Origin of the sequence: Patiriisocius marinus (assembly GCF_008974325.1) — a bacterium.
Classification (GTDB): Bacteria; Bacteroidota; Bacteroidia; order Flavobacteriales; family Flavobacteriaceae; genus Patiriisocius; species Patiriisocius marinus.
This window is the reverse complement of the sequence record NZ_BKCG01000008.1, coordinates 112,937-134,494: the sequence shown is the minus strand read 5'-3', so window position 1 is coordinate 134,494 and position 21,558 is coordinate 112,937. Positions and strand designations below refer to the sequence as shown.

Sequence of the window (21,558 nt, the reverse complement as noted above, 5' to 3'; positions counted from 1 at the left end):
CTTATAAAAAAAGGATTGATGAGCATTCAGCTTATCAATCCTTTTTTAGGTAGTAGGAGTTTGGTTTTAAAACTTCGCTGTCATTCTAACGTTGAACACACGAGGAGTTAAAAAATTTGGAATTGCATATTGTGTTTTTGTGTAGACATCACGAACAAATGTGTTTGTAATAGAGTTCTGCACATCAAAAATATTGAATATTTCAGCTCCAATAGTAAGTTCTTTAAAAGGCTTAAACATTCCGCTATCGCGCTGGCTATCTTTATTTACAATTTCATAACTAACCCCTAAATCTGCTCTTTTGTAATCGCGTAACCTTTGTTGATAGTCGTAAGGGTCAGCATAGCTTGGAGATCCACCAGGTAGTCCTGTGTTGTATTGTAAGTTTAAGTATCCTTTTAAGTTAGGAACAATTTTTACATAATCTTGAAGCAACACACCAATTTTTAAACGTTGATCAGTTGGTCTAAAAATGTAACCACGATCGTTAATGTTTTCCTCTGTCTTTAAATATCCTAAACTCACCCAGCTTTCTGTTCCCGGAACAAACTCACCTGCCAAGCGTAAATCTAAACCATAAGCGTATGCAACGGCATCATTATTAGCTCTGTAGCGAATACGTACATTTTCAATAGTGTATGGATTTACATCAGTTAAGCGTTTGTAATAAGCCTCAGTGTTTAAGGTGAATGGTCTGTCCCAAAGTTTGAAACTGTAATCATTTCCTAATACAATGTGTATGGATTGTTGAGCTTTTACATCTGGTCTAACAGTTCCTGTACTATCACGTAATTCACGATAGAAGGGAGGTTGGTGATATACCCCACCAGAAAGACGGAATAACATATCCATTTCCCAGTCTGGTTTAATAGACACTTGTGCACGCGGACTAAAAACTGTTTGAGAAGTACTTGTAATACCTTCACCGTTAACAGTCCAATTGTGTGCTCTAACTCCTGCGTTTAACCATACATCATTTTCACCTAAATTAGTACGGCGACTCCATTGTGCGTAACCACTAATACGGTCTATTTGCACATCATTTTCGGCTCTTATATTTGTATAAGGTACTATGTCGCTTGTAAAAGGTTGGTATGGTTGGTTATTTTGAAAATCGATAATTGGCGGTCTAATTGAGAAACCAGCACTATCAATAATTTCGTACTCTTGAACGCGGTCTCTAATGTCTTCGTGAGTAAACTTAATACCGTATTCAATATTGTTTTCGCCAATACTTGCATTTCCTTTGTGTTCAAGATTTACAATCAAAGCATCAAGGTTATTACGGGCGTGAGTAAGTTGTGAGCCTATTCCTTGGCTAAAAGTAACTTCACCTAGATTTTCACTTCCTATACTTGTATCAACTTCTCCAAGTCTATATTGTGCTAAAATATCGTAATATTCCTGCTCTTGAGTTTGATAAACAGAACCAATTAATTTAGCAGTAAAATTATCTGAAACAATATAGGTTCCTTTTAATGCTCCAAAATATGTTTCGTAGCGATCTTCTTCTTGTCCCTCATAAAAAACAAGTAAAGCTACAGGGTCTGCTAAAGTACCAAAGTTTGTTTGGCGTGTTAGTGGGCTATAGCTGTAATTATTAATTGCTACATTTCCTAAAAATCCTAATTCAAATTTATTATTAAACTTATATGTTAAGTATGTTTGTCCGTCAGCAAATGATGGGCGGTAATTTGTTTCAGTTTCTTTAGCATTAACAAATAAACTGTTGTCTCTATAACGGAGTCCAACAATACCAGTAAACTTATCATCTTTAGAGGCTCCTTCAACGGCAACACTACCACCTAATAAACTTGCATCTATACTAGCACCAAATTCAGATGGTCTTCTATAGGTAATATCTAAAACTGAAGATAATTTGTCTCCGTATTTAGCTTGAAATCCTCCAGCTGAAAAGTCAACACTCGATGTTAAGTCGCTATTCACAAAACTTAATCCCTCTTGTTGTCCACTTCTAATTAGAAACGGGCGATATACTTCAACTTCGTTAACGTATACTAGATTTTCATCATAATTTCCACCACGTACAGCGTATGAAGTACTTAACTCGTTATTGTTATTTACACCAGGAAGTGACGTTAATAAACTTTCTACACCATTACTTGCAGTAGGCATTCTCTTAATAGTTTCAGGACTAAGGGTGGTAATACCCTCAACACGTTTACGTTCTCTCCCAGAAATAACAACTGTTGCAATTTGCTCAATTGAAGTTTTCATCACAGGGCTAAACTTGTAGTCCTCAAATGGATCTAAATTGAAAGTTGCGGTAACTTTACCATTCCCAATGTGTGAAAACGTAAGCGTTACGTCCTCATTAGGCGCAATTTTAATTTGATAATAACCATCAAGGTTTGTAATTGTTCCTTCGGTACCGTAGGTAACATTTACGCCAGGAATTGGAAAACTGTTTTCATCAGTAATAATACCGCGAACAATTGCTTTTTGAGCAAAGGCACTAGCCGAAGCTAATAAAACAACTAAAAGTAGGGAGTAAAATTTCGTTTTCAAAAGCAAGAATTATATGTTTTTTCTGAAAAATTGAGCTTCAAATGTAGTACTATTTCCTACATTATCAGTTACAATCAATTTTAAATTATTATCAGATTCTGAGACAATTTCATCATCAAAATCATAGGTTAAAACGTTCTTTTTATAATTATATTCCATAAGAATAAATTTTCCGTTAATTGTAGCTCTGTATTTACTTATTCCGCTAAGGTCATCTGTAATTTTTACTTTCAAAGTATTATTTTTACTAATCCATTGTCCATCTTTGAAGTTAATAGCCCTTACTTTAGGCGCAATGGTGTCAACCGCTAACGTATAATCACCAAATGTGCGAGTGCGAGCAGTAAGTACATTACCTTTTCTTCTTGTACTGTTGTAGTATGGTTGACCTTTCCAATTTAGCCTTCCAATAAACATTTTGTCTTTATCAGTTCCGGCATAGTTTGAAATATCAATACTTATTGAAATATTTTTATGAATAGGCACATTGTCGTTATGAAAATACAGCGTATCTCCACTAACTTTAATATCTAGGTATTCATTTTGATAAAGCGCTTTCGCAGGAATGTACACTGTAAATTTTCCGATATTTAAAGTAGTAGCTTCCCCAGCTTGAACATATTCTAGATCTGCTGTGTTTTTTACAGGAGTATTCGAAGTTTCAGTCACACCCATAATAGGAATTGAAATTGTAGTTTCATTTCCTTTAAAATCCTTTAAAGAAATATTATAGTTTGCTTCAAAACCATTTTCAACATCAATAAAACCATTATTATTTTCATAGTTAATTATACTTAAAGGGTTGTTAGGTTCTCTAAATAATTTCTGAATTCTTGATTTATTCTCTTTAAAATATCCGTAATCAATGTACCTGTTTAAAAAACGAGTTTCGCTAAATGAAAATTTCTCAAAAAAGACTTCAAATTTTTCTTCACCGTTATAAGTAGTATTAATTTTATAGAGACCATTTTTATTACTTGCGCCATTTTGTTGATCGTTAGATACTACTCCAAAACCTATTTTTCCGGAAGCCGAAATTTTCTCCGTATTATAAGTACCGTCTTTTTGTTTAATTAAGCGAAGTTTCACTGGTTCAGTTGATTGGTTTACAATCCCACCATCCATTGGATAAGCGAAAACACTTGTAACAATAGGAGCTTTTGTATCAGGAATTTCTACACCAAAGAGCATAGGATTCATTGGTCTTGACGAAGCGTCGCGTATTTCGTAATGCAAGTGAGGACCACCACTACTTCCTGTGTTTCCTGTGTAACCGATAATATCTCCTTTGCTTACGGCAATTTGATTTACTTCAGGAAACAGTTCTAATTCGAAAGTTTCTTTTGAGTATTGATTTTTCTTTACATAATCTTGGATGTCGCCAGCATACCTTTGAAGGTGAGCATACACAGTAGAATATCCATTAGGATGTTTAATGTAAAGTGCTTTTCCGTAACCATAATGTGCTACTTTTATACGGCTAATATAACCATCAGCGGGAGCGTGAACAGGGATTCCTTCGCGTTGTTGTGTTTTAATATCTAATCCACTGTGAAAATGATTACTTCTTAATTCACCAAAACTTCCAGAAAGAATAAGGGGAATTTCTAAAGGATTATCAAAATAGTCTTCTGGTATCTGGCCATGTGCAATATTAATAGAGCATAGAAGGGCTAGAACAAAGTAAAATCGTGTCATTAATCGGTTTTATGTATGTACTATATAATGGGAAGTTATCTGCAAATATTGTGTTCGTATTTCAATATAACAAAAAATACCTAAAAGAATTTGATTATTAACTTAGGTAGTATAACTTTGTAGGGATAGCGTTGAAAAGCAAATTTAATGAGTCACCTTTCTGAACATGTTGATTCTCTTGAAAATAAGATTAGCAAATTGCTGAACAGGTACACCATACTTGAGCAGGAAAAATCTAATTTAGAGATGGAAATTACAGTACTGAAAGATGAACGCTCTAAATTTCAGCTTGAGAATGATAAGTTGAACGAAACGTGCAACTCTTTAAAATTAGCGAATTCAATGCTTGGCAGCGACCAACATAAACGAGATACAAAACTCAAAATAAATGCTCTTGTTCGGGAAATAGACCAGTGTATTAGTCAACTTTCTGAATAACATATAAATATGTCAAACCAACAAAAAATTAAAATTTCGATTGCAGATAGGGTTTATCCCTTGACCATCAATCCTGCCCAAGAAGAAGGGTTAAGGCTTGCTGCGAAAAAAATCGAAATGATGATTAAAAAGTTTGAAAAAAGCTACGCAGTAAGGGATAAGCAAGATGTACTTGCAATGTGTGCCTTACAATTTGCAGCACAAACAGAGCAAAAAAATATTGATAAGAATACTGATACAGCAGATGCAGAAGAGAAATTAAAGTCTCTTAATGCATTGTTGCAGGAGTACTTATCATAACGTTCTTTACATAAAATTAGGTTACTGCCTATAGTATTATACATTTTGGTAAACTCAACATGAATTCTTTTGAGAAGGGTGAATTCTAGTTGTAAAAGCGTGCCGTTATTCTGGTTTTCCAGTTTCAGACGGATTCTTGATCAGCTTATTAGCCCTAAACTTTTTCTTACTGGAGTTTACACAAATCAAATAATATTATAGGCTTTTTTATGTCTAATAATGACGTTATAAACTTTTAAAAAAAATGCTATAAGGGGAAAGTAGCACTTTGATTATTAATATTCCCCAACCACTAACAACAACCTTGTATTGCTTAACAGGTAATACAAACTAAATATAAAAAGGAATTATGGATGGAATGAATTTGGTCTTTATAATAATAGCAGTAATTGTAGGTCTTGTAATAGGCTTTGTAATTGCAAAAACAATGGAGAAGAAAAGCGCTTCTACAGCAATAGCAGAAGCAAAGAAAGAATCAGCACGTATTTTAAAGGAAGCTACATCTGAAGGAGAAGCACTTAAAAAAGATAAAATATTACAAGCTAAAGAAAAGTTTATTGAGCTAAAATCTGAACACGAAAAGGTCATTAATAGTCGTGAGAAAAAGATTAATGACGCTGAAAAACGTACTAGAGATAAGGAGTCGCAAGTTTCAAGTGAAATAGCTAAAAATAAAAAGCTTAATGCGGAAGTTGATGCTAAACGTAAAAACTATGATGAACGTTTAGCCTTTATTGAAAAGAAGCAAAACGAAGTTGAAAAAATGCACCGTAGCCAAATTCAGCAATTAGAAGTAATTTCTAGTTTATCTGCAGATGATGCTAAGGCTCAATTAATGGAAAGCTTAAAAGAAGAGGCTAGGACAAGTGCTATGAAATTTGTACAGGATTCTGTTGAAGAAGCTAAAATGACAGCACAACAGGAAGCTAAAAAGATCATTATTAGTTCAATACAGCGTATAGGTACGGAGGAAGCAGTAGAAAACTGTGTGTCTGTTTTTAACCTTGAAAATGACGATGTAAAAGGACGTATTATAGGACGTGAAGGAAGGAATATTAGAGCAATTGAAGCAGCAACAGGTGTTGAAATTATAGTTGATGATACTCCAGAAGCAATTATACTATCTTGTTTTGATAGTGTGCGTAGAGAAATTGCAAGATTATCATTACACAAGTTAGTTACTGATGGGCGTATTCACCCGGCACGTATTGAAGAAGTTGTAAAAAAGACTACAAGACAAATTGAAGAGGAAATTGTAGAAGTTGGAAAGCGTACTGTTATTGATTTAGGAATTCACGGTTTACAACCAGAATTGATTAAAGCTGTTGGACGTATGAAATACCGTTCATCTTATGGACAAAACTTGCTACAACACTCGCGCGAAGTTGCAAAACTTTGTGGAGTTATGGCAAGCGAATTAGGTTTAAACCCTAAACTAGCAAAACGTGCAGGTTTATTACACGATATTGGTAAAGTACCTGAAAATGAAACGGAAACACCTCACGCAATTTTAGGAATGCAGTGGGCTGAAAAATATGGTGAAAAGCCTGAGGTTTGTAATGCTATTGGAGCTCACCACGACGAAATAGAAATGACAAGTTTATTATCGCCTATTGTACAGGTTTGTGATGCTATTAGTGGAGCAAGACCAGGAGCAAGACGTCAAGTACTTGACAGTTACATTCAACGTTTAAAAGATCTTGAAGAGATTGCCTTTGGTTTTGGAGGTGTTAATAAAGCTTACGCTATTCAAGCAGGACGTGAATTACGTGTTATGGTTGAAAGTGAAAAAGTAACTGATGAAAAAGCAGCACAATTATCATTTGAGATTTCTCAGAAAATTCAAACAGATATGACATATCCAGGTCAAGTGAAAGTTACTGTTATTAGAGAAACTAGAGCGGTCAACATCGCTAAATAAAACGAATTGTTTACTAAAAAGCTCCTTTCAATTACTGAAAGGAGCTTTTTTTATTTATGACTTTTAATAATTACTCTGTTATTTAATTGTTTAACTGTATTTATAGTCGATAAGGGACAGAATTTTATTTTTCTATTTTAAAATAAATAGATACCTCTCCTTTAATCTCTTCTTGGGTGAAATTTATTAATTGTTTCGGCTAGAAAACTTGTTTCCATGTGCGTGTAGATTTCAGTAGTCGTAATACTCTCATGTCCTAGCATTTGCTGAATGGCCCGAAGATCAGCTCCATTTTCTAATAAATGTGTAGCGAAGGAGTGTCTAAATGTGTGCGGACTAATAGTTTTCCTAATACCTGCGAGTTCTGCGAGTTGTTTAATGATAGTAAAAATCATTGCTCGCGTTAAACCATTTCCACGCCTGTTAAGAAATAGGGTGTCATTAGCTTCAGCTTTGATTTTTTGATGTACTCTAACTTCTTTTCGGTAGATATTGATGTATTTAATAGTATAATCGCTAATAGGGACGAAGCGTTGTTTATCACCTTTTCCTGTAACTTTAATAAAACCTTCGTCAAAGAATAAATCTGAAATTTTAAGGTTTGTTAATTCGCTAACACGCAATCCACAAGCGTATAAGGTTTCGAGCATAGCTCTATTTCGTTCTCCTTGTGGGCTGCTTAAATCAATGGCTCCTATCAAACTGTCTATTTCTTCGAGCGCTAAAGTATCGGGTAATTTGCGACCCATTTTGGGGCTCTCAATGAGTTCTAAAGGATTTGTTTTTCGGTATTCTTCAAAAACTAAATAATTGAAAAAACCACGAAGTCCAGAAATTATACGCCCTTGCGAACGCGGACTCATCTTTTTAGCAACATCGTAAATAAATTGCTGTGTTATTTCGGTAGTGATTGTTAAAGGAGTTTCTGAAATTTGATGTTCCTCAAGCCATCCTATTAATTTTAATACGTCTAAAGAGTAGTTTGAAATAGAATTGTCTGATAGGCCACGTTCAATCCTAAGATAATCACAATAGTCCTTTAAAGCGTTTTTCCATTTCATATTGTAAAAGTAAAAAAATTCCTACCTAGATGTGTAGAATAATCATTATTGTTATATTTAACTAATATTCAACTAATTGTGCGAGGTTGTTTTTTTTGTTTAAATAAATAAAAAAGTAGCACAGCTTTGCGTAACATTACTAACAAATAAAAAATTTTTAAAATGAAAAAATCTCTCTTAGTATTATGCTTATCATTTTTTGCATTTAGTTTTATGCAAGCTCAGGAATTACGCTTTGGAATAAAAGGTGGAGTTAATGTATCAACATTAGGTGGTGACTCGTATGACGGCTTAGTAAGTTTTGATTCTAGAACAGCTTACCACGTAGGTATTTTTGCTGAAATACCACTAATGATGAAATTCTCAATCCAGCCGGAATTACTTTATTCAGCACAAGGAAGCCAGTTTGGAGGATTCTTCTCTGTCGATGGTTTTGATGACCAAAAGCTTGATTATTTAAATGTACCAGTTTTAGTAAAATATAATATAATTGCAGGTTTGAGTGCAGAATTAGGGCCTGTTTTTGGGTATTTAATTTCTGCAGATGGAGAACGTATTTTTGATGATGAAGGTCTTGAAATTGATAATAAAGAAGCTTTTAATGATTTAGATATAGGTATTGCATTAGGTGTATCATATTCATTAAAATCGTTCTTGTTTGGATTACGCTACAATAAAGGTATTTCAAATGTAAATAATGATGAGTTTACAAGTAATAAAAATCAGAATAACGTGTTTCAAATTTGGGCAGGATATTCATTTCTATAAACAACGATAAAACCTATGTTAAATGAAGTGGAAACATCTTGTTTCCACTTTTTTATTATAGTAAATACTGTATTTTTGTTATATAAATTTTTAAAATTTCAGAATGAAAAAATACATAGTTTTATTTGTTATGATTGCAGGATTTGCAACAGCTAGTGCTCAAGGTTTTAAAGCTGGTTTTGGAGCAGGATATCTTACTGGACTTGATGGTGGTGGTGGATCTGTTGATCTTATTTATGAACTAAATGAAAAATGGGGAATAAGTAATACAAACACATTTGCTTTTGCTGAAATAGCAGATAATGACCGTCTAAAATGGTTTGCTGTAGATTTAAATGCACGCTACAACATTGGTAGAGGTTTTTATGCAATTGCTGGTGGTGAATACTTGTCTAGCACATTTGTAGACAAGACTGATGTAGGTGGTTTTTCTACAGGTGAAGAAAAATTTACAAGTAGTGAAATAGGAGGTAACGTAGGAGCTGGATATGTTTACAATTTAATTGATAATGTAAATATTTTTGTAGAAACAAAATATACGTTTTTAGAATTAGGAGATCAAGTTGATGATAGTGGATACTTACACGCTAGACTTGGTTTGTTATTTGATTTCTAAAAAATACTAAAACATACTTTAAGACCGATGCCATGCATTGGTCTTTTTTATTTTTGGCTATATTTGAACTATGAAAATTATTATCATAAATGGTCCTAATCTTAATCTATTAGGAAAACGAGAACCAGAAATTTATGGAGCCGAAACGTTCCAAGATTTTTTTAGTAATCTTCAATTTAAGTTTAAAAACATCGAATTAGAATATTTCCAATCTAATATCGAAGGGGAGTTAGTTTCTAAACTGCAAGAAGTAGGTTTTGATTATGATGGTATTATTTTAAATGCAGCAGCATATACGCATACTTCAATTGCTATAGGTGATGCAGTTAAAGCTATTACTACTCCAGTTATTGAAGTGCATATTTCTAACACTTTTGGTAGAGAGGAGTTTAGACATCAGTCGTATATTTCACCAGGAGCTAAAGGTGTTATTTTAGGTTTTGGTTTACAGAGTTATGATTTAGCAATTACTAGTTTTATTGAGTAATTACTATTTAGTAAAATTGAAAGTGCTAAGACAATTCACTTTACTTAATAAATGAATAAAGTCAAAAAAACCCCGAATTAAATTAAATCTAATTCGGGGTTTATGTTTTACAAAATACTTAGCATTACAGGTGTATTACTTCGTCGTATGCATCTGCAACAGCTTCCATTACTGCTTCACTCATAGTAGGGTGAGGGTGGATTGTTTTAAGAACTTCGTGACCAGTTGTTTCTAATTTACGTCCTAAAACTGCTTCAGCAATCATATCAGTAACTCCAGCACCAATCATATGGCAACCTAACCATTCGCCATACTTAGCGTCAAAAATTACTTTTACAAAACCGTCTTTTGTTCCGGCTGCGCTTGCTTTTCCTGAGGCAGAGAAAGGGAATTTACCTACTTTAATGTCGTAGCCAGCATCTTTTGCTTGTTGTTCTGTCATCCCTACACTTGCAATTTCTGGAGTTGCATATGTACACCCAGGAATATTTCCGTAGTCAATAGCTTCAACATTCATTCCTGCAATTTTTTCAACACAAGTAATTCCTTCAGCAGAAGCCACGTGAGCTAAGGCAGGACCAGGAGTAATATCTCCAATTGCGTAATATCCAGGGATATTAGTTTGGTAAAAATCATTTACCATAACTTTACCTTTATCAGTAACGATACCAACATCTTCAAGGCCTATACCTTCAATATTTGTAACAATACCAACCGCTGAAAGTACGATATCAGCTTCAATAATTTCTTCTCCTTTTTTAGTTTTTACAGTTGCTTTAACTGTTTTACCAGAAGTGTCCACTTTCTCAACCGAACTGTTTGTCATTACTTTAATACCTGCTTTTTTGAATGAACGTTCAAATTGCTTTGAAACATCTAAATCTTCAAGAGGTACTAAATTAGGAAGGTATTCAACAATAGTAACTTCTGTTCCCATTGCATTGTAGAAGTGTGCAAATTCAACACCAATTGCTCCACTACCTACAACAATCATAGATTTTGGTTGCTTTTTAAGTGTCATTGCTTCTCTGTATCCAATTACCTTTTTTCCGTCTTGTGGAAGGTTTGGTAATTCGCGAGATCGTGCTCCAGTTGCAATTACAATATGGTCTGCACTATATTCTTTTCCATCAACGTCAATCTTTTTTCCGGCTTTCAATTTTCCAAAGCCTTCTATAACGTCAATTTTATTTTTTTTCATTAAAAACTTTACTCCGTTGCTCATTCCTTCGGCTACGCCACGGCTACGCTCAACTACTTTAGTAAAATCTTTGTCATATTCATTTACGGTTAACCCGTAATCACTTGCGTGTTTTAAATAATCAAATACTTGTGCACTTTTTAAAAGCGCTTTAGTAGGGATACATCCCCAATTAAGGCAAACGCCCCCAAGGCTTTCCTTTTCCACTACTGCGGTTTTCAATCCTAGTTGTGACGCTCTAATAGCGGTTACATAGCCTCCAGGGCCAGATCCTAAAACAATAACATCGTATTTGCTCATCGTGTATTTTTCTTGATTAATTTTAAAGTTCAAATTTACAAAAAGAAAAATTCCTACTCATAATCTCTTGTATGAAATTATCAATAGGAACATTTAAGTTTTTAGCCGAAATGTGCTACTCATTTATAATGAACAATCTCCGTTTGAAATTTGTAATGGGGTAGGGTTGTAGCCGTTGTTTTCAATAGTGGCTTCAAAAGAACAAAGACCGTTATTCGTAAAAAGTGTTTGCAAACCACATAAATCTCCAAGGTTAAAATTATCAGTAACTATTAATTGACCCGGACATTCTATATAGTTTAAATTAGAAAGTGCATCGAGATTGGTTAATAGGTTGTTTTCATTAATTACTAGCGAAGATTCTGTAATGGTATTTATGCTTGATAAAAAATCAATACTTATTAATGAATTATTAGATTGAATTGTGCAACTCTTAAGGCTCGTTATATTATTTAACCCTGTAATAGATTGTAAATTTGAATTATTTTGTATAGTAAAATTTATAGGATTTGTGGTACTTACAGATTCAAAATCTAATGTTTGAATATTAGAATTGTTTACTAATACAACTGAAGTATTAATTTCTTCAAGATTATTTAAAAAATCAAAAGTGTTATTTGAAATATTATAAATTAATAGTTCATCTACAGAGATTAATTGACTAAAAGATTGAGGGTCAGAAAAATTTACATTCCCTAAACTTAAAATATTTGTAGATTCTAATAAATCAAATCCATTTAGTGCAGAAGTATTTCCTAAATTCAAATTTTCTAAAGTAATTACATTAGTAAAAGCGGTAATCTCTTCTGAAGTGTTTATTTCAACATCATTTGCTGAGGTAACATTATTTAAAATATTTATTGTAGCGGAGCCTTGTATATTAATATCTCCTACACTTTCATTAATATTATTAAATCCTATTATTTCAGATAGATTAGGCAAATTGTTAATTGTTAAATTATTTAAGCTCGTGATATTACTTATTGCTGAAATATCATTCAAATTTGTAAAATTTTCAATTGTTACATCACCATCAAAATTAACAAGAGATTCAAGTCCTTCTAAAGAAGTTAAATTACTATGGCGGGTTCCATCAAATATAATATTGCCAGTAACAGTAGTAATTCCAGATAATCCTATAATTGAATCTATATTTCCATACTGAAAATTTCCTCCAACCGGACAACTACTGGTTATAATTAAATCTCCGTTTACGGTATGTATTTCGGCATCATTTAGAAGTTCAAAATATTCAGAAGTAGTAATTGCTAAATTTCCTTCATAAATACCATTAGATGGAACTATTTTAATTATCTCCTGAAAAGAAGATGACCAGTTTCCGTTTGCATCTACTGCCCTGATATTTACTTTAACTCTCCCTACTTGACCTACATTCTCTAAAGTATAATTACTGTTAATAAATTCTTCAAAAAGAAAATTAGAATATTGATAATTACCCGAATCACAATTATAATAATACGCTTTTATATCTATGTTATAAGAGACATTAGATCCATTTGAACTATTACAGTCATCCCAGTCCATTGTCAAGTCACCATTTACTATTTCATAAGTAAAATTTTCAATGGTAGTACATAATAAAAGATTAGGAAGTGTTACGTCACCATCACCATCACCGTCCATATCATCTGTAGTTTGCTGCTCTTCAGCATCCACCATTGTTTCATCATCACTTCCACAACTGTTCAAACTTAAAACAATAATTAAGCTAAAAATGAAAAATTTTAAAATTTTCATAATTCTTTTTGCTTTAAATATACTAAAAACTCCTTTAAAGCACTATAAATACTTAAAAGGAGCTTAAGATTTTAATAAATATAAATACTTAATCCTCATCTAGATCTACAGAAAGAGAATTTATGCAATAACGTTGTCCCGTATCAGTTGGGCCATCTTCAAAAACGTGACCTAAATGGCTTCCGCAGTTTGCGCAAACTATTTCGGTACGGATCATACCCATTGATATATCTTTAACATATTCTACACTGTCTTCAATACTTTCATCGAAACTAGGCCAACCACAGCTACTTTCAAATTTACTTGAACTTTCAAATAGTGGATTTTCACAAGCTCCACAGACATAGGTTCCGTTTTCAAAAGTTAAATTGTAGGCTCCTGTGTTAGGGCGCTCAGTACCTTTTTCTCTCAATATTTTATAACGTTCTTCGCCTAGTTCTTTTTTCCATTCGGCTTCGGTTTTTTGTACTGGATATTTACTCATTGTTTGCTGGTATAAAGTTTAATGCGACACCATTGATACAGTGCCTTTTACCTGTAGTCTCTCTTGGGCCATCGTTAAAGACATGTCCTAAGTGACCTCCACAAGTTGCGCAATGCTCCTCTGTGCGAGCATAGCCTAAATTGTAATCTGTATCAAATGCTACGTTCCCATCAATTACGCTATCAAATGATGGCCATCCGGTTCCGCTGTCAAATTTATTTTCAGATTTAAATAGTGGTGTAGCACAAGCTGCACACACATAGGTTCCTTTAGAATATTGTTTATTTAATGGACTTGAAAATGGACGTTCCGTCCCTTCTTCGCGAAGTACATTAAATTGACTGTCCGTAAGCTCGGCTTTCCATTGAGCTTCAGTTTTATGTATTTTAAATTCTTCTTTCTTCTGTTTTCCTTTTTGGGCTGATGTATTGCAGCTTATAAAAGCGATACTCAATATAGCAAGAAATATCTTATTCATAACATTTTTTTATGTGATTAAAATTTCGGCTTAAAATGAAACTGTTTCTAATGTTGTGTCGTCAATATTATATTGATCAATTATATCTGACATAGATGGTGAGTTTGTCGCAAATTCAGCAGGAACTATCGCAATTCTAAAAATTTGATTGTTTGTAAAACCACTGTCAATTGTATTTAGCGGAATGTCTCCTTGAAGAAATAACAATACGTCTAAAAATGTATGGTTAAATGTGTATTGAAATGAGCCATTGTCAACATAAATAGTTTGAGGTAAAGGCGACCATACATCTATTGTGCCTCCGCTACCATCACTTACAACATCTTCTAACCAATATACTAAAATGGCATCACTTTCGAAAACTTCTATGTTTGAAGGAATAGAAACTAGGTTTCTATAATCATTATTTATAGTGAAATTTACGTTTGCTTCAAATACTTGTCCTAATAAATTAATTCCATCTTGTCCTGGAGGCCCTTGATCGCCTTCACAAGATGAAAATAATGCGCTTGTAGCTATTGCTAATAATAGTATAATATGTTTCATAATAATGTTTTTTAGAATGAGTATCAAATTCCATTCCGATATTGTTTTCAAAGGTATTGATAAGCACTCGTTTAAAATCTTAAGGTTTTGATAAACTATGTGGAACGGTTTTTGTTTTTCTAAATAAAAAATTTTAATTATTAATTAATCCCATTGAAATGTTAAAATTGTATTTTAGCACTAATTTAAAACCATCATCATGAAATTAAAACAATCTATTGCAATAATTGCAATTGCTTTATTAGTAGTTGCTTGTACAACCAACCCGTTTACAGGTAAGTCTACTTTAGCGTTAGTCCCTAATTCGCAAATATTACCAATGGCTTTTCAACAATACGATCAGTTTTTAACTGAGAATAAAGTTGTAACTGGTACTGCTGATGCAAGAATGGTTACTAATGTAGGACAAAAAATATCTGCTGCAGCTGAGCGTTATTTAACAGCTAATGGCTATGCAGGTTACTTAAAAGATTATGCTTGGGAATATAAGTTAGTAGATGACCCAACCGTAAATGCTTGGTGTATGCCAGGGGGTAAAATTGTATTTTACACAGGGATTATGCCTATAGCGGCAGATGAGGCTGGTGTTGCAGCTATTATGGGGCACGAGGTTGCTCACGCGCTTGCAAATCATGGGCAGCAACGTATGAGTGCAAGTCAAATTCAACAAGTAGCAGCAGTAGGAGTAGCAGTAGGAACAGCAAGTTCAGAAAATGCTGCGATCTACAATCAAGCTTTTGGAGTAGGGTCAAATGTTTTAGGAATGTTACCTTTTAGCCGTAGTCACGAGACTGAAGCAGATAGAATAGGGCTTACATTAATGGCTATTGCTGGATATGATCCTATTGTAGGAGCTCGCTTATGGGAAAGTATGAGTGCTGCTGGAGGTGGTGCACCACCTGAGTTTTTAAGCACACACCCTGCAAACCAAACAAGAATTGATAATATCAAAAGTTGGGCGCCAGAGGCTAGAGCAGAAGCTAAGAAATTTGGAGTAACTACATTTAAAAAATAACTTACTTGTTAATAAGATTAGAAGTTTTGCTTCTTAAATATCCCAACTTATTGTTGGGATATTTTTATTTTAGACCTCTAATAATATTCTATGGAAACATTAGCTAAAGGATCAAAAAAATTATTGAATGCTTGGGCCTTTTATGATTGGGCAAATTCTGTTTATAGTTTGGTGATTGCTTCGGCAGTATTTCCTATTTTTTATGGAGCGCTATTTTCAAAAGCAGGTGTTGAAACCGTTATGGTTTTTGGAGGTCAAATTAGAAGTACTCCTTTAATAACATACACTACTGCAGCAGCATTTTTAGTTGTTGCAATTACATCACCACTTCTTTCTGGAGTAGCAGATTACGTTGGGAACAAGAAAAATTTTATGAAGTTTTTCTGTTATCTAGGGGCGCTAAGTTGCATTGGCCTCTATTGGTTTTCACTAGAACATATTTACATAAGCTTATTTGTTTATTTCCTTGCACTTATCGGGTTTTGGGGAAGTTTAGTTTTTTATAATTCGTATTTACCAGATGTAGCATTTAAAGAACAACAAAACGCAATAAGTGCTAAAGGATATTCTTTAGGATATTTTGGAAGTGTATTGTTGCTAGTTTTTAATCTTGTAATGGTTATGAAGCCAGAATTGTTTGGTTTAGGTGAAGGTGGGGAAGCAAGTGTGAAAGCCATGAAAATTTCTTTTATAACTGTAGGAATTTGGTGGATAATTTTCAGTCAATATTCCTTTTATCACTTACCTAAAGGAAATAAAAGTGATAAAAAGGTTACTGCTAAAGTATTATTTAATGGTTTTAGAGAGCTTAAAACAGTATATGCATCGCTTAAAGAAAACTTAAAGTTGAAGCGTTATCTCGCGGCATTTTTTGTGTACAGTATGGCGGTACAAACAGTAATGTTAATTGCGACTTACTTTGGTGAGCAAGAAATTAATTGGGGTGGAGATGATGCTAAAACTATTGGTTTAATTGGGAGTATTTTGATTATTCAGTTAGTTGCTATACTTGGAGCTTGGTTAACGTCTAAGGCTGCAACTCGCTTCGGAAATATTAAAACGTTAATAGTTATTAATGTTATTTGGGTATTCCTCTGTATCACGGCGTTTTTTATATACGAACCTATACAGTTTTATATAACGGCTGGAGTTGTAGGATTAGTAATGGGTGGTATTCAAGCTTTGTCAAGATCAACATATTCTAAATTTTTACCAGAAACAAAGGATACAACTTCTTATTTTAGCTTTTACGATGTTGCTGAGAAGATAGGAATAGTGTTCGGAATGCTCATCTATGGAGTGATTGATCACATTACAGGAACGATGCGTAATTCCATATTATTTCTTGTTGTGTTTTTTGCAATAGGAGTGGTGTTGCTTTTGAGAGTGCCAAGAAAATCATGATATTATACAATTTTTAATTATGTTTGCGGTTATTACCTAAAGCAAACGCCTATTTATATGAAAAAACTTAGACTACTTAATTGGATGCTCATAGCCTTTATGGCGTTTCAATTTTCATCTTGTGAAGACGAACCTCTTGAAGGTCAGTTCCCTGGAAACGAAAATAACGAACCTTCAGGTCCGGCACAATTTGTTGCTTTAGTTGATGGTGTAGCTTTTACGGCTGCCTCAACAAGTGGTGTTTATAACGATGGAGCACTAGTAATTACAGGATTTAATGCAAATGGTGACGCTATAAACTTAGCTCTTGGTACTGCAGGAGAATGTACTTACGATCTTGGATCAATTACTAATCCTGCGCAATATGTTCCTAATGGCGATATTACAAATCCATTCTCTTCTGTTAACTTAGCTGGTGGAGAAGGAACACTTACGGTAACTTCATTAAATACAATTGATAACCTAGTTACAGGAACATTTAGTTTTATTGGAGCACGTGAAATTACAGATAGTAGTGGTAATACTACAACGGCTACTGTAAATATTCAAAGTGGTTCATTTACAAATATTACATTTCAAGTGCTTTCTGGTGAAGTTGTTTCAGCTGACTGTAGTACCATTGGTGGTGGTGACGGCGGAGGCGATGGCGGCGGAGACGGTGGCGGTGAAGATGATGAGCCAATGATGGTTGATGATTTCTACGCATTAGTTGATGGATCAGAGCATATTGATGAAAGTTTTACAATCACTACAAATACCGTAGGTGACGATATGATATTTAAGCTTGAAGCTTTAACAGGTTCAGGACAATTAATTAGAATCGATGTTCCATCTACAACGGGAGTAGGGACTTTTGAAATGGAAAGCGATATTTCTGATGGAACTAAATTAATAGGTGTTTACAATCCTAATACTGGACAAGAGAACTTAAGTTCTAATCCTGGAACAATAACATTCACACAGTTTAATACTGTTGAAGGAATTTTAGAAGGAACATTCTCATTTACTGCAACAGATCCTCTAGGGCAAAATCCTGAAACTTTTACCATTTCGGAAGGAGCATTTGTAATTTACTTTGAAGGAGTTCCAGATCCAACGCCTACACCTTTTAGAGCTGTAATTGATGGTTTAGAATATTTACCAGATGGAGCAGATGTAACTTTTACTTCAGAAGAAATTAATGAAGTAGATGTCGTTACAGTTTCAGCTGCAATGGCAGATGGACAAAATATGGAGATTAAATTTCCAAGAGATATTGAAGTTGGTGTATATATGATGAGTACTGAAGTAATTAATGGAGATGAAAAAGTAGGTACATATTCACCAGCAGGAATTGAAACAGTTTATTCTTCTAATCCAGGAATGTTAACTATTCAAAACTACGATGCTGAAACTGGAGCTATTAATGCAACCTTTGCATTTAATGCTGTTGATCCTTCAGGAGTTGACCCTACAATACGTACTATTACAGAAGGAGAATTCAATTTGAATATTCTATAACTGTAAAATAATAAGTGTCAATAAAAGGCACAAATTAAAAACGCCAAAAAGAAATTCTTTTTGGCGTTTTTAATTTTAATAGTTTTGTATTAGTATGGGTGTAGTTAGTTTCTAGAATCAATATCTCCAGAGCCTTTTACATTTACATCTTTAGTTGCAGGATTACCTGAATAAGTAATATCGCCACTTCCTAATAAGCGAGCTTTAATCGTTTTTTGGGCATTTACTTCAATATCTCCAGATCCTTTTAGGGAAACGTCAGTTGATTGAGACTTTAAATTAAAAGCATTAAAATCTCCACTTCCTGTCATTTCAACTGATAATTGATTAGTACTTCCAGCAAGGTCAATATCACCGCTACCTTTCATATATGCAACTACAGTTTCAGCTTTAATTTCTGTTTCTAAATCTCCAGAACCTACGAGTGTGCAGCTAAATGAATGTGTCACAATTGGCGATTTGCTTATAAGGTCTCCTGATCCTTTTAACAGTATCTCTTTTAAATCTGTGAAAGGAACATAAACTTTGATTCCATTTTTAGAGTAATAGTTTACTTTTTCTTTCATTACTATTTTTAAAACATCTCCTTCTGTCGAAATACTTATTAGATCAATAATGTTGTCATCGGCAACTACTTTAATAGCTCCTTCAGTTCCTTTTTCTAGAATAACATCCATCGAACCCTTTGTGTCAATAATATCATAGTCTGATGTATTTATATTTTTAGTGATAAGGTTTCCGCTTCCGCTTATTTTTTTACCCCATTGTGCATTAGCTAGTGGAATAGTGCATACTATTAGTACTATAGTATAGATAGATTTTAGTTTCATAATAAGTGATTTTAGTTAGTTTGAATTCTTTTAAATGTTACTGTACCGTATGATGAGTCAATTGTAATTTTGTTTTTTGAAGACGGTGAGCCATAATAGCCTTCGTAGTGCTTGCTCCTTCCTTTTCCTTCCTGAGGCTTTAATGTAAGTACATCAGTTCCTTTAAGGCTTCCATAATTTAAATCGGCTTCTAGATTAAAAGAGTAGTTTGAATCAATCCCTAAATTAATACGAGAGTATCTACCATCAATCGTTACATTTTTAGCTGAAGCAGTAAACTTAGAAACAGATAAGCCGCTGTAACGTAAATCAAATACTGACTGCCCGGATATAACCTCAATACTAACTTCATTATATGATCCGTCACCACTAATGTCTTTTACATCTTCAATTCTAATTTTTCCGTAACGATTTTTATACTTGATTGAACCTGCCGAGCCAATTTTGGTTTTAGTGTAATCTGCAAAAAGTTTTATATCCCCCACTTTTCTTAAGTTAAGATCGGAATATGCCGAATTAATAGTTCCATATTTTATAAAATCGATATTTGCAGCATCAATATATTTTAATGTCAACTCATTATAAATAGCATTTAAATTACCAATATTTACTTGTCCGTATTTAGCTGTAATATCTGCATTACCATCCAAGTTGTCTAATGAAATTGCGCCATAGATATTTGATAAGTTTACACTATTTGATTTGGGCATTTTAATTATATAATTGATTTCCATAGAAACGCTCTTGTTGTTTTTCCATCCCCAAGAATTTTCTTTTTTATCAATATTAGTTTTAGCGTTTACACTAGTGTTAGTACCACTTAAATCTATAGAGATGTCATTGAGTCGTTCTTGTACATCCTTTTCATTATCTCCATTAGTTTTAATGATAACTTCAATAACAGTTCGGTTTTCATCCCAAGTAGCGATGGTGATATTTCCGTATTTGTTATCAATAGTCAAACTAGCGTCTGCTTGTACTTTAAATTCTTTATTTACAGTTTTTTCTTTGGTGTACTTACCTTTAAATTTGGTATCGCTATTAGCGAATGCTACTAAAGGAAATAGGAAGCATAAAACAAGTATGTTATAATATGTTTTCATCGTTATTTTGTTTTAAAGTTGTAATATCTTTTAAGGTTTCTTGTACTTCTTGAAGCAAGTTTATTCTGTCTTGAAAATTCGAAATCATCGCGGCAATTACACGGTTATCATTTCCGCTTTGCGATAAATCTTCTTTTAAATCTGAGTATTGAGCTTCTAAAAGGTCTATTTCGGTTAGTGTTTCGGTAATTATTTCTTGTAATTCTGGATCATTAAATGCTTTAAGCTTTTGTAGTTCTGTATTAATTGATGATTTAAAGAATGTTTCGGTTTTTATCATTTCAGGAGGAAGTGATGCAAACGAATTTTCTGTATCAACTAATGAAAAACCAACTGTACCTAAGCATAGTATCAAAACAATACTTGCTGCAATAGAAATAGGGCGTAACCAGTTATTATTAGTTTTTACAGCTGTTTCTTTTTGGTGCAGTTTTTCCATAAAACGTGCCAGATGATTTACCGGTGCTTTTGCCGTATCAAATGTCCCTTTGTGGGATTCAAATAAGTTATCTAATTCATCTTTCATTGTAATTGTATTTTTTTACGCAAACTCTCTTTTGCTCTGGATAATAAAGTTCTGCACGTAGCATTTGTAATGTTGAAAATTTCAGAAATTTCATCCGTATCAAATCCTTCAATATAATGAAGTGTTAATACTTGTTGGTATCTGTCTTTTAATGTTTTCATAGCAACTAAAACCTGTTGCATTTGCTCATTATGGTGCATTGTATCTGTGACTCCGTCATTATCTTCAATTCCTACTTCGGCTTGCTTTTCTAAAGGTGTGTACCTTTGGGCTTTTTTATAAGCTGTCAAACTGTTATTAATTACAATACGTTTTAGCCACGCGCCAAAAGTTGCTGTACCTTTAAAACTATTTAGCTTTGAAAATGCAGTTATAAATGATTCCTGCATTACATCTTCGGCTAAAGCTCTATCCTTAACAATCCTCAACGACACATTAAACATTGCGTTTTGATAGCGATTGTAAATTTCTAATTGTGCAAGATGGTTATTGTCTTGGCACAATTTAATTAAGCTTGTTATGTCTTGTTGGTTAAGTGACACTGTGTTGTTTGATGGTTGTGTTATAAAGATACGCTTGTTTCTAGTTTGTTACA

21 protein-coding genes and 1 other RNA gene are annotated in these 21,558 nt (G+C 33.5%); 10 read left to right on the top strand and 12 right to left on the bottom strand.

The window, feature by feature from the left end; translation table 11 throughout:
* Positions 1 to 66 precede the first annotated feature (66 nt).
* Together GBH57_RS13410 and GBH57_RS13405 are read right to left on the bottom strand one after the other, a co-directional pair.
* Positions 67 to 2,529: a TonB-dependent receptor gene (locus tag GBH57_RS13410; RefSeq protein ID WP_151675009.1), complete on the bottom strand. Its 2,463-nt coding sequence runs from the start codon at positions 2,527 to 2,529 to the stop codon at positions 67 to 69.
* Between the two features lie 9 nt (positions 2,530 to 2,538).
* Complete coding sequence (locus tag GBH57_RS13405) at positions 2,539 to 4,227, bottom strand: M23 family metallopeptidase (protein ID WP_151675008.1); 1,689 nt, start codon at positions 4,225 to 4,227, stop codon at positions 2,539 to 2,541.
* 147 nt (positions 4,228 to 4,374) lie between these two features.
* Between GBH57_RS13405 and GBH57_RS13400 the strand changes: the two genes are divergently transcribed.
* From GBH57_RS13400 to rny, 4 genes are all read left to right on the top strand, one after another.
* On the top strand, positions 4,375 to 4,665 hold the full coding sequence (locus GBH57_RS13400; RefSeq protein ID WP_151675007.1) for a coiled-coil domain-containing protein: 291 nt from the start codon (positions 4,375 to 4,377) through the stop codon (positions 4,663 to 4,665).
* 9 nt (positions 4,666 to 4,674) lie between these two features.
* Positions 4,675 to 4,965, top strand: a complete 291-nt coding sequence (locus tag GBH57_RS13395; RefSeq protein ID WP_151675006.1) for a cell division protein ZapA — start codon at positions 4,675 to 4,677, stop codon at positions 4,963 to 4,965.
* Positions 4,966 to 5,017: 52 nt separating this feature from the next.
* Positions 5,018 to 5,143, top strand: a non-coding RNA gene (ssrS, locus tag GBH57_RS13390) — 6S RNA.
* Positions 5,144 to 5,323: 180 nt separating this feature from the next.
* Positions 5,324 to 6,886, top strand: coding sequence for a ribonuclease Y (gene rny / locus GBH57_RS13385; RefSeq protein ID WP_174844041.1), 1,563 nt, complete (start codon positions 5,324 to 5,326; stop codon positions 6,884 to 6,886).
* A 161-nt stretch (positions 6,887 to 7,047) separates the two neighbouring features.
* Here rny and xerD read toward each other — a convergent pair whose 3' ends face one another.
* Positions 7,048 to 7,947: a site-specific tyrosine recombinase XerD gene (xerD, locus tag GBH57_RS13380; RefSeq protein WP_151675004.1), complete on the bottom strand. Its 900-nt coding sequence runs from the start codon at positions 7,945 to 7,947 to the stop codon at positions 7,048 to 7,050.
* A 162-nt stretch (positions 7,948 to 8,109) separates the two neighbouring features.
* On the opposite strand from xerD, the gene GBH57_RS13375 reads away from it, so the two are divergent.
* From GBH57_RS13375 to aroQ, 3 genes are all read left to right on the top strand, one after another.
* Positions 8,110 to 8,715: a porin family protein gene (locus tag GBH57_RS13375; protein WP_151675003.1), complete on the top strand. Its 606-nt coding sequence runs from the start codon at positions 8,110 to 8,112 to the stop codon at positions 8,713 to 8,715.
* A gap of 103 nt (positions 8,716 to 8,818) precedes the next feature.
* The gene (locus tag GBH57_RS13370) at positions 8,819 to 9,331 is read left to right on the top strand and encodes an outer membrane beta-barrel protein (protein WP_151675002.1); all 513 of its coding nucleotides are present in this window, start codon (positions 8,819 to 8,821) and stop codon (positions 9,329 to 9,331) included.
* A 70-nt stretch (positions 9,332 to 9,401) separates the two neighbouring features.
* Positions 9,402 to 9,818 carry a type II 3-dehydroquinate dehydratase gene (gene aroQ / locus GBH57_RS13365; protein ID WP_151675001.1) on the top strand — a complete coding sequence of 139 codons (417 nt, stop codon included), beginning with the start codon at positions 9,402 to 9,404 and terminating at the stop codon, positions 9,816 to 9,818.
* 124 nt (positions 9,819 to 9,942) lie between these two features.
* Here aroQ and lpdA read toward each other — a convergent pair whose 3' ends face one another.
* The 5 genes from lpdA to GBH57_RS13340 form a co-directional block, all read right to left on the bottom strand.
* Positions 9,943 to 11,319, bottom strand: coding sequence for a dihydrolipoyl dehydrogenase (gene lpdA, locus GBH57_RS13360; protein WP_151675000.1), 1,377 nt, complete (start codon positions 11,317 to 11,319; stop codon positions 9,943 to 9,945).
* Between the two features lie 123 nt (positions 11,320 to 11,442).
* On the bottom strand, positions 11,443 to 13,077 hold the full coding sequence (locus GBH57_RS13355) for an autotransporter outer membrane beta-barrel domain-containing protein (RefSeq protein ID WP_151674999.1): 1,635 nt from the start codon (positions 13,075 to 13,077) through the stop codon (positions 11,443 to 11,445).
* 88 nt (positions 13,078 to 13,165) lie between these two features.
* Positions 13,166 to 13,561, bottom strand: coding sequence for a peptide-methionine (R)-S-oxide reductase MsrB (gene msrB / locus GBH57_RS13350; RefSeq protein WP_151674998.1), 396 nt, complete (start codon positions 13,559 to 13,561; stop codon positions 13,166 to 13,168).
* Entirely contained in the window at positions 13,554 to 14,039 is a 486-nt protein-coding gene (msrB, locus tag GBH57_RS13345; RefSeq protein ID WP_151674997.1) for a peptide-methionine (R)-S-oxide reductase MsrB, read from the bottom strand. The genes msrB (GBH57_RS13350) and msrB (GBH57_RS13345) overlap by 8 nt, the downstream gene beginning before the upstream one ends.
* 30 nt (positions 14,040 to 14,069) lie before the next feature.
* On the bottom strand, positions 14,070 to 14,585 hold the full coding sequence (locus GBH57_RS13340; RefSeq protein ID WP_151674996.1) for a hypothetical protein: 516 nt from the start codon (positions 14,583 to 14,585) through the stop codon (positions 14,070 to 14,072).
* A 199-nt stretch (positions 14,586 to 14,784) separates the two neighbouring features.
* Between GBH57_RS13340 and GBH57_RS13335 the strand changes: the two genes are divergently transcribed.
* The 3 genes from GBH57_RS13335 to GBH57_RS13325 all read left to right on the top strand — a co-directional run bounded on the left by GBH57_RS13335 (position 14,785) and on the right by GBH57_RS13325 (position 18,504).
* Positions 14,785 to 15,600 carry a M48 family metallopeptidase gene (locus GBH57_RS13335; RefSeq protein WP_151674995.1) on the top strand — a complete coding sequence of 272 codons (816 nt, stop codon included), beginning with the start codon at positions 14,785 to 14,787 and terminating at the stop codon, positions 15,598 to 15,600.
* Between the two features lie 90 nt (positions 15,601 to 15,690).
* A complete protein-coding gene (locus GBH57_RS13330; RefSeq protein WP_151674994.1) occupies positions 15,691 to 17,004 on the top strand; it encodes an MFS transporter in 1,314 nt (437 codons plus the stop codon).
* 57 nt (positions 17,005 to 17,061) lie between these two features.
* Complete coding sequence (locus GBH57_RS13325) at positions 17,062 to 18,504, top strand: DUF6252 domain-containing protein (RefSeq protein ID WP_151674993.1); 1,443 nt, start codon at positions 17,062 to 17,064, stop codon at positions 18,502 to 18,504.
* A 104-nt stretch (positions 18,505 to 18,608) separates the two neighbouring features.
* Here the strand turns inward: GBH57_RS13325 and GBH57_RS13320 are convergent, their stop codons facing one another.
* From GBH57_RS13320 to GBH57_RS13305, 4 genes are read right to left on the bottom strand one after another with little or no spacing between them, the layout of a single operon-like run.
* On the bottom strand, positions 18,609 to 19,334 hold the full coding sequence (locus GBH57_RS13320) for a head GIN domain-containing protein (RefSeq protein WP_151674992.1): 726 nt from the start codon (positions 19,332 to 19,334) through the stop codon (positions 18,609 to 18,611).
* A gap of 11 nt (positions 19,335 to 19,345) precedes the next feature.
* The gene (locus GBH57_RS13315) at positions 19,346 to 20,437 is read right to left on the bottom strand and encodes a DUF4097 family beta strand repeat-containing protein (protein WP_151674991.1); all 1,092 of its coding nucleotides are present in this window, start codon (positions 20,435 to 20,437) and stop codon (positions 19,346 to 19,348) included.
* Complete coding sequence (locus GBH57_RS13310; protein ID WP_151674990.1) at positions 20,421 to 20,963, bottom strand: hypothetical protein; 543 nt, start codon at positions 20,961 to 20,963, stop codon at positions 20,421 to 20,423. The genes GBH57_RS13315 and GBH57_RS13310 overlap by 17 nt, the downstream gene beginning before the upstream one ends.
* The gene (locus tag GBH57_RS13305; protein WP_151674989.1) at positions 20,960 to 21,505 is read right to left on the bottom strand and encodes an RNA polymerase sigma factor; all 546 of its coding nucleotides are present in this window, start codon (positions 21,503 to 21,505) and stop codon (positions 20,960 to 20,962) included. The genes GBH57_RS13310 and GBH57_RS13305 overlap by 4 nt, the downstream gene beginning before the upstream one ends.
* Between the last annotated feature and the right edge of the window lie 53 nt (positions 21,506 to 21,558).

Excerpts from the sequence above, each read along its gene's own strand:
- GBH57_RS13340 (WP_151674996.1), bottom strand. The coding sequence starts at position 14,585 with ATGAAACATATTATACTATTATTAGCAATAGCTACAAGCGCATTATTT.
- GBH57_RS13335 (WP_151674995.1), top strand. The coding sequence starts at position 14,785 with ATGAAATTAAAACAATCTATTGCAATAATTGCAATTGCTTTATTAGTA.
- GBH57_RS13395 (WP_151675006.1), top strand. The coding sequence starts at position 4,675 with ATGTCAAACCAACAAAAAATTAAAATTTCGATTGCAGATAGGGTTTAT.
- GBH57_RS13320 (WP_151674992.1), bottom strand. The coding sequence starts at position 19,334 with ATGAAACTAAAATCTATCTATACTATAGTACTAATAGTATGCACTATT.
- lpdA (WP_151675000.1), bottom strand. The coding sequence starts at position 11,319 with ATGAGCAAATACGATGTTATTGTTTTAGGATCTGGCCCTGGAGGCTAT.
- msrB (WP_151674998.1), bottom strand. The coding sequence starts at position 13,561 with ATGAGTAAATATCCAGTACAAAAAACCGAAGCCGAATGGAAAAAAGAA.
- GBH57_RS13400 (WP_151675007.1), top strand. The coding sequence starts at position 4,375 with ATGAGTCACCTTTCTGAACATGTTGATTCTCTTGAAAATAAGATTAGC.
- aroQ (WP_151675001.1), top strand. The coding sequence starts at position 9,402 with ATGAAAATTATTATCATAAATGGTCCTAATCTTAATCTATTAGGAAAA.
- GBH57_RS13405 (WP_151675008.1), bottom strand. The coding sequence starts at position 4,227 with ATGACACGATTTTACTTTGTTCTAGCCCTTCTATGCTCTATTAATATT.
- GBH57_RS13315 (WP_151674991.1), bottom strand. The coding sequence starts at position 20,437 with ATGAAAACATATTATAACATACTTGTTTTATGCTTCCTATTTCCTTTA.
- GBH57_RS13310 (WP_151674990.1), bottom strand. The coding sequence starts at position 20,963 with ATGAAAGATGAATTAGATAACTTATTTGAATCCCACAAAGGGACATTT.
- msrB (WP_151674997.1), bottom strand. The coding sequence starts at position 14,039 with ATGAATAAGATATTTCTTGCTATATTGAGTATCGCTTTTATAAGCTGC.
- rny (WP_174844041.1), top strand. The coding sequence starts at position 5,324 with ATGAATTTGGTCTTTATAATAATAGCAGTAATTGTAGGTCTTGTAATA.
- xerD (WP_151675004.1), bottom strand. The coding sequence starts at position 7,947 with ATGAAATGGAAAAACGCTTTAAAGGACTATTGTGATTATCTTAGGATT.
- GBH57_RS13355 (WP_151674999.1), bottom strand. The coding sequence starts at position 13,077 with ATGAAAATTTTAAAATTTTTCATTTTTAGCTTAATTATTGTTTTAAGT.
- GBH57_RS13370 (WP_151675002.1), top strand. The coding sequence starts at position 8,819 with ATGAAAAAATACATAGTTTTATTTGTTATGATTGCAGGATTTGCAACA.
- GBH57_RS13325 (WP_151674993.1), top strand. The coding sequence starts at position 17,062 with ATGAAAAAACTTAGACTACTTAATTGGATGCTCATAGCCTTTATGGCG.
- GBH57_RS13330 (WP_151674994.1), top strand. The coding sequence starts at position 15,691 with ATGGAAACATTAGCTAAAGGATCAAAAAAATTATTGAATGCTTGGGCC.
- GBH57_RS13375 (WP_151675003.1), top strand. The coding sequence starts at position 8,110 with ATGAAAAAATCTCTCTTAGTATTATGCTTATCATTTTTTGCATTTAGT.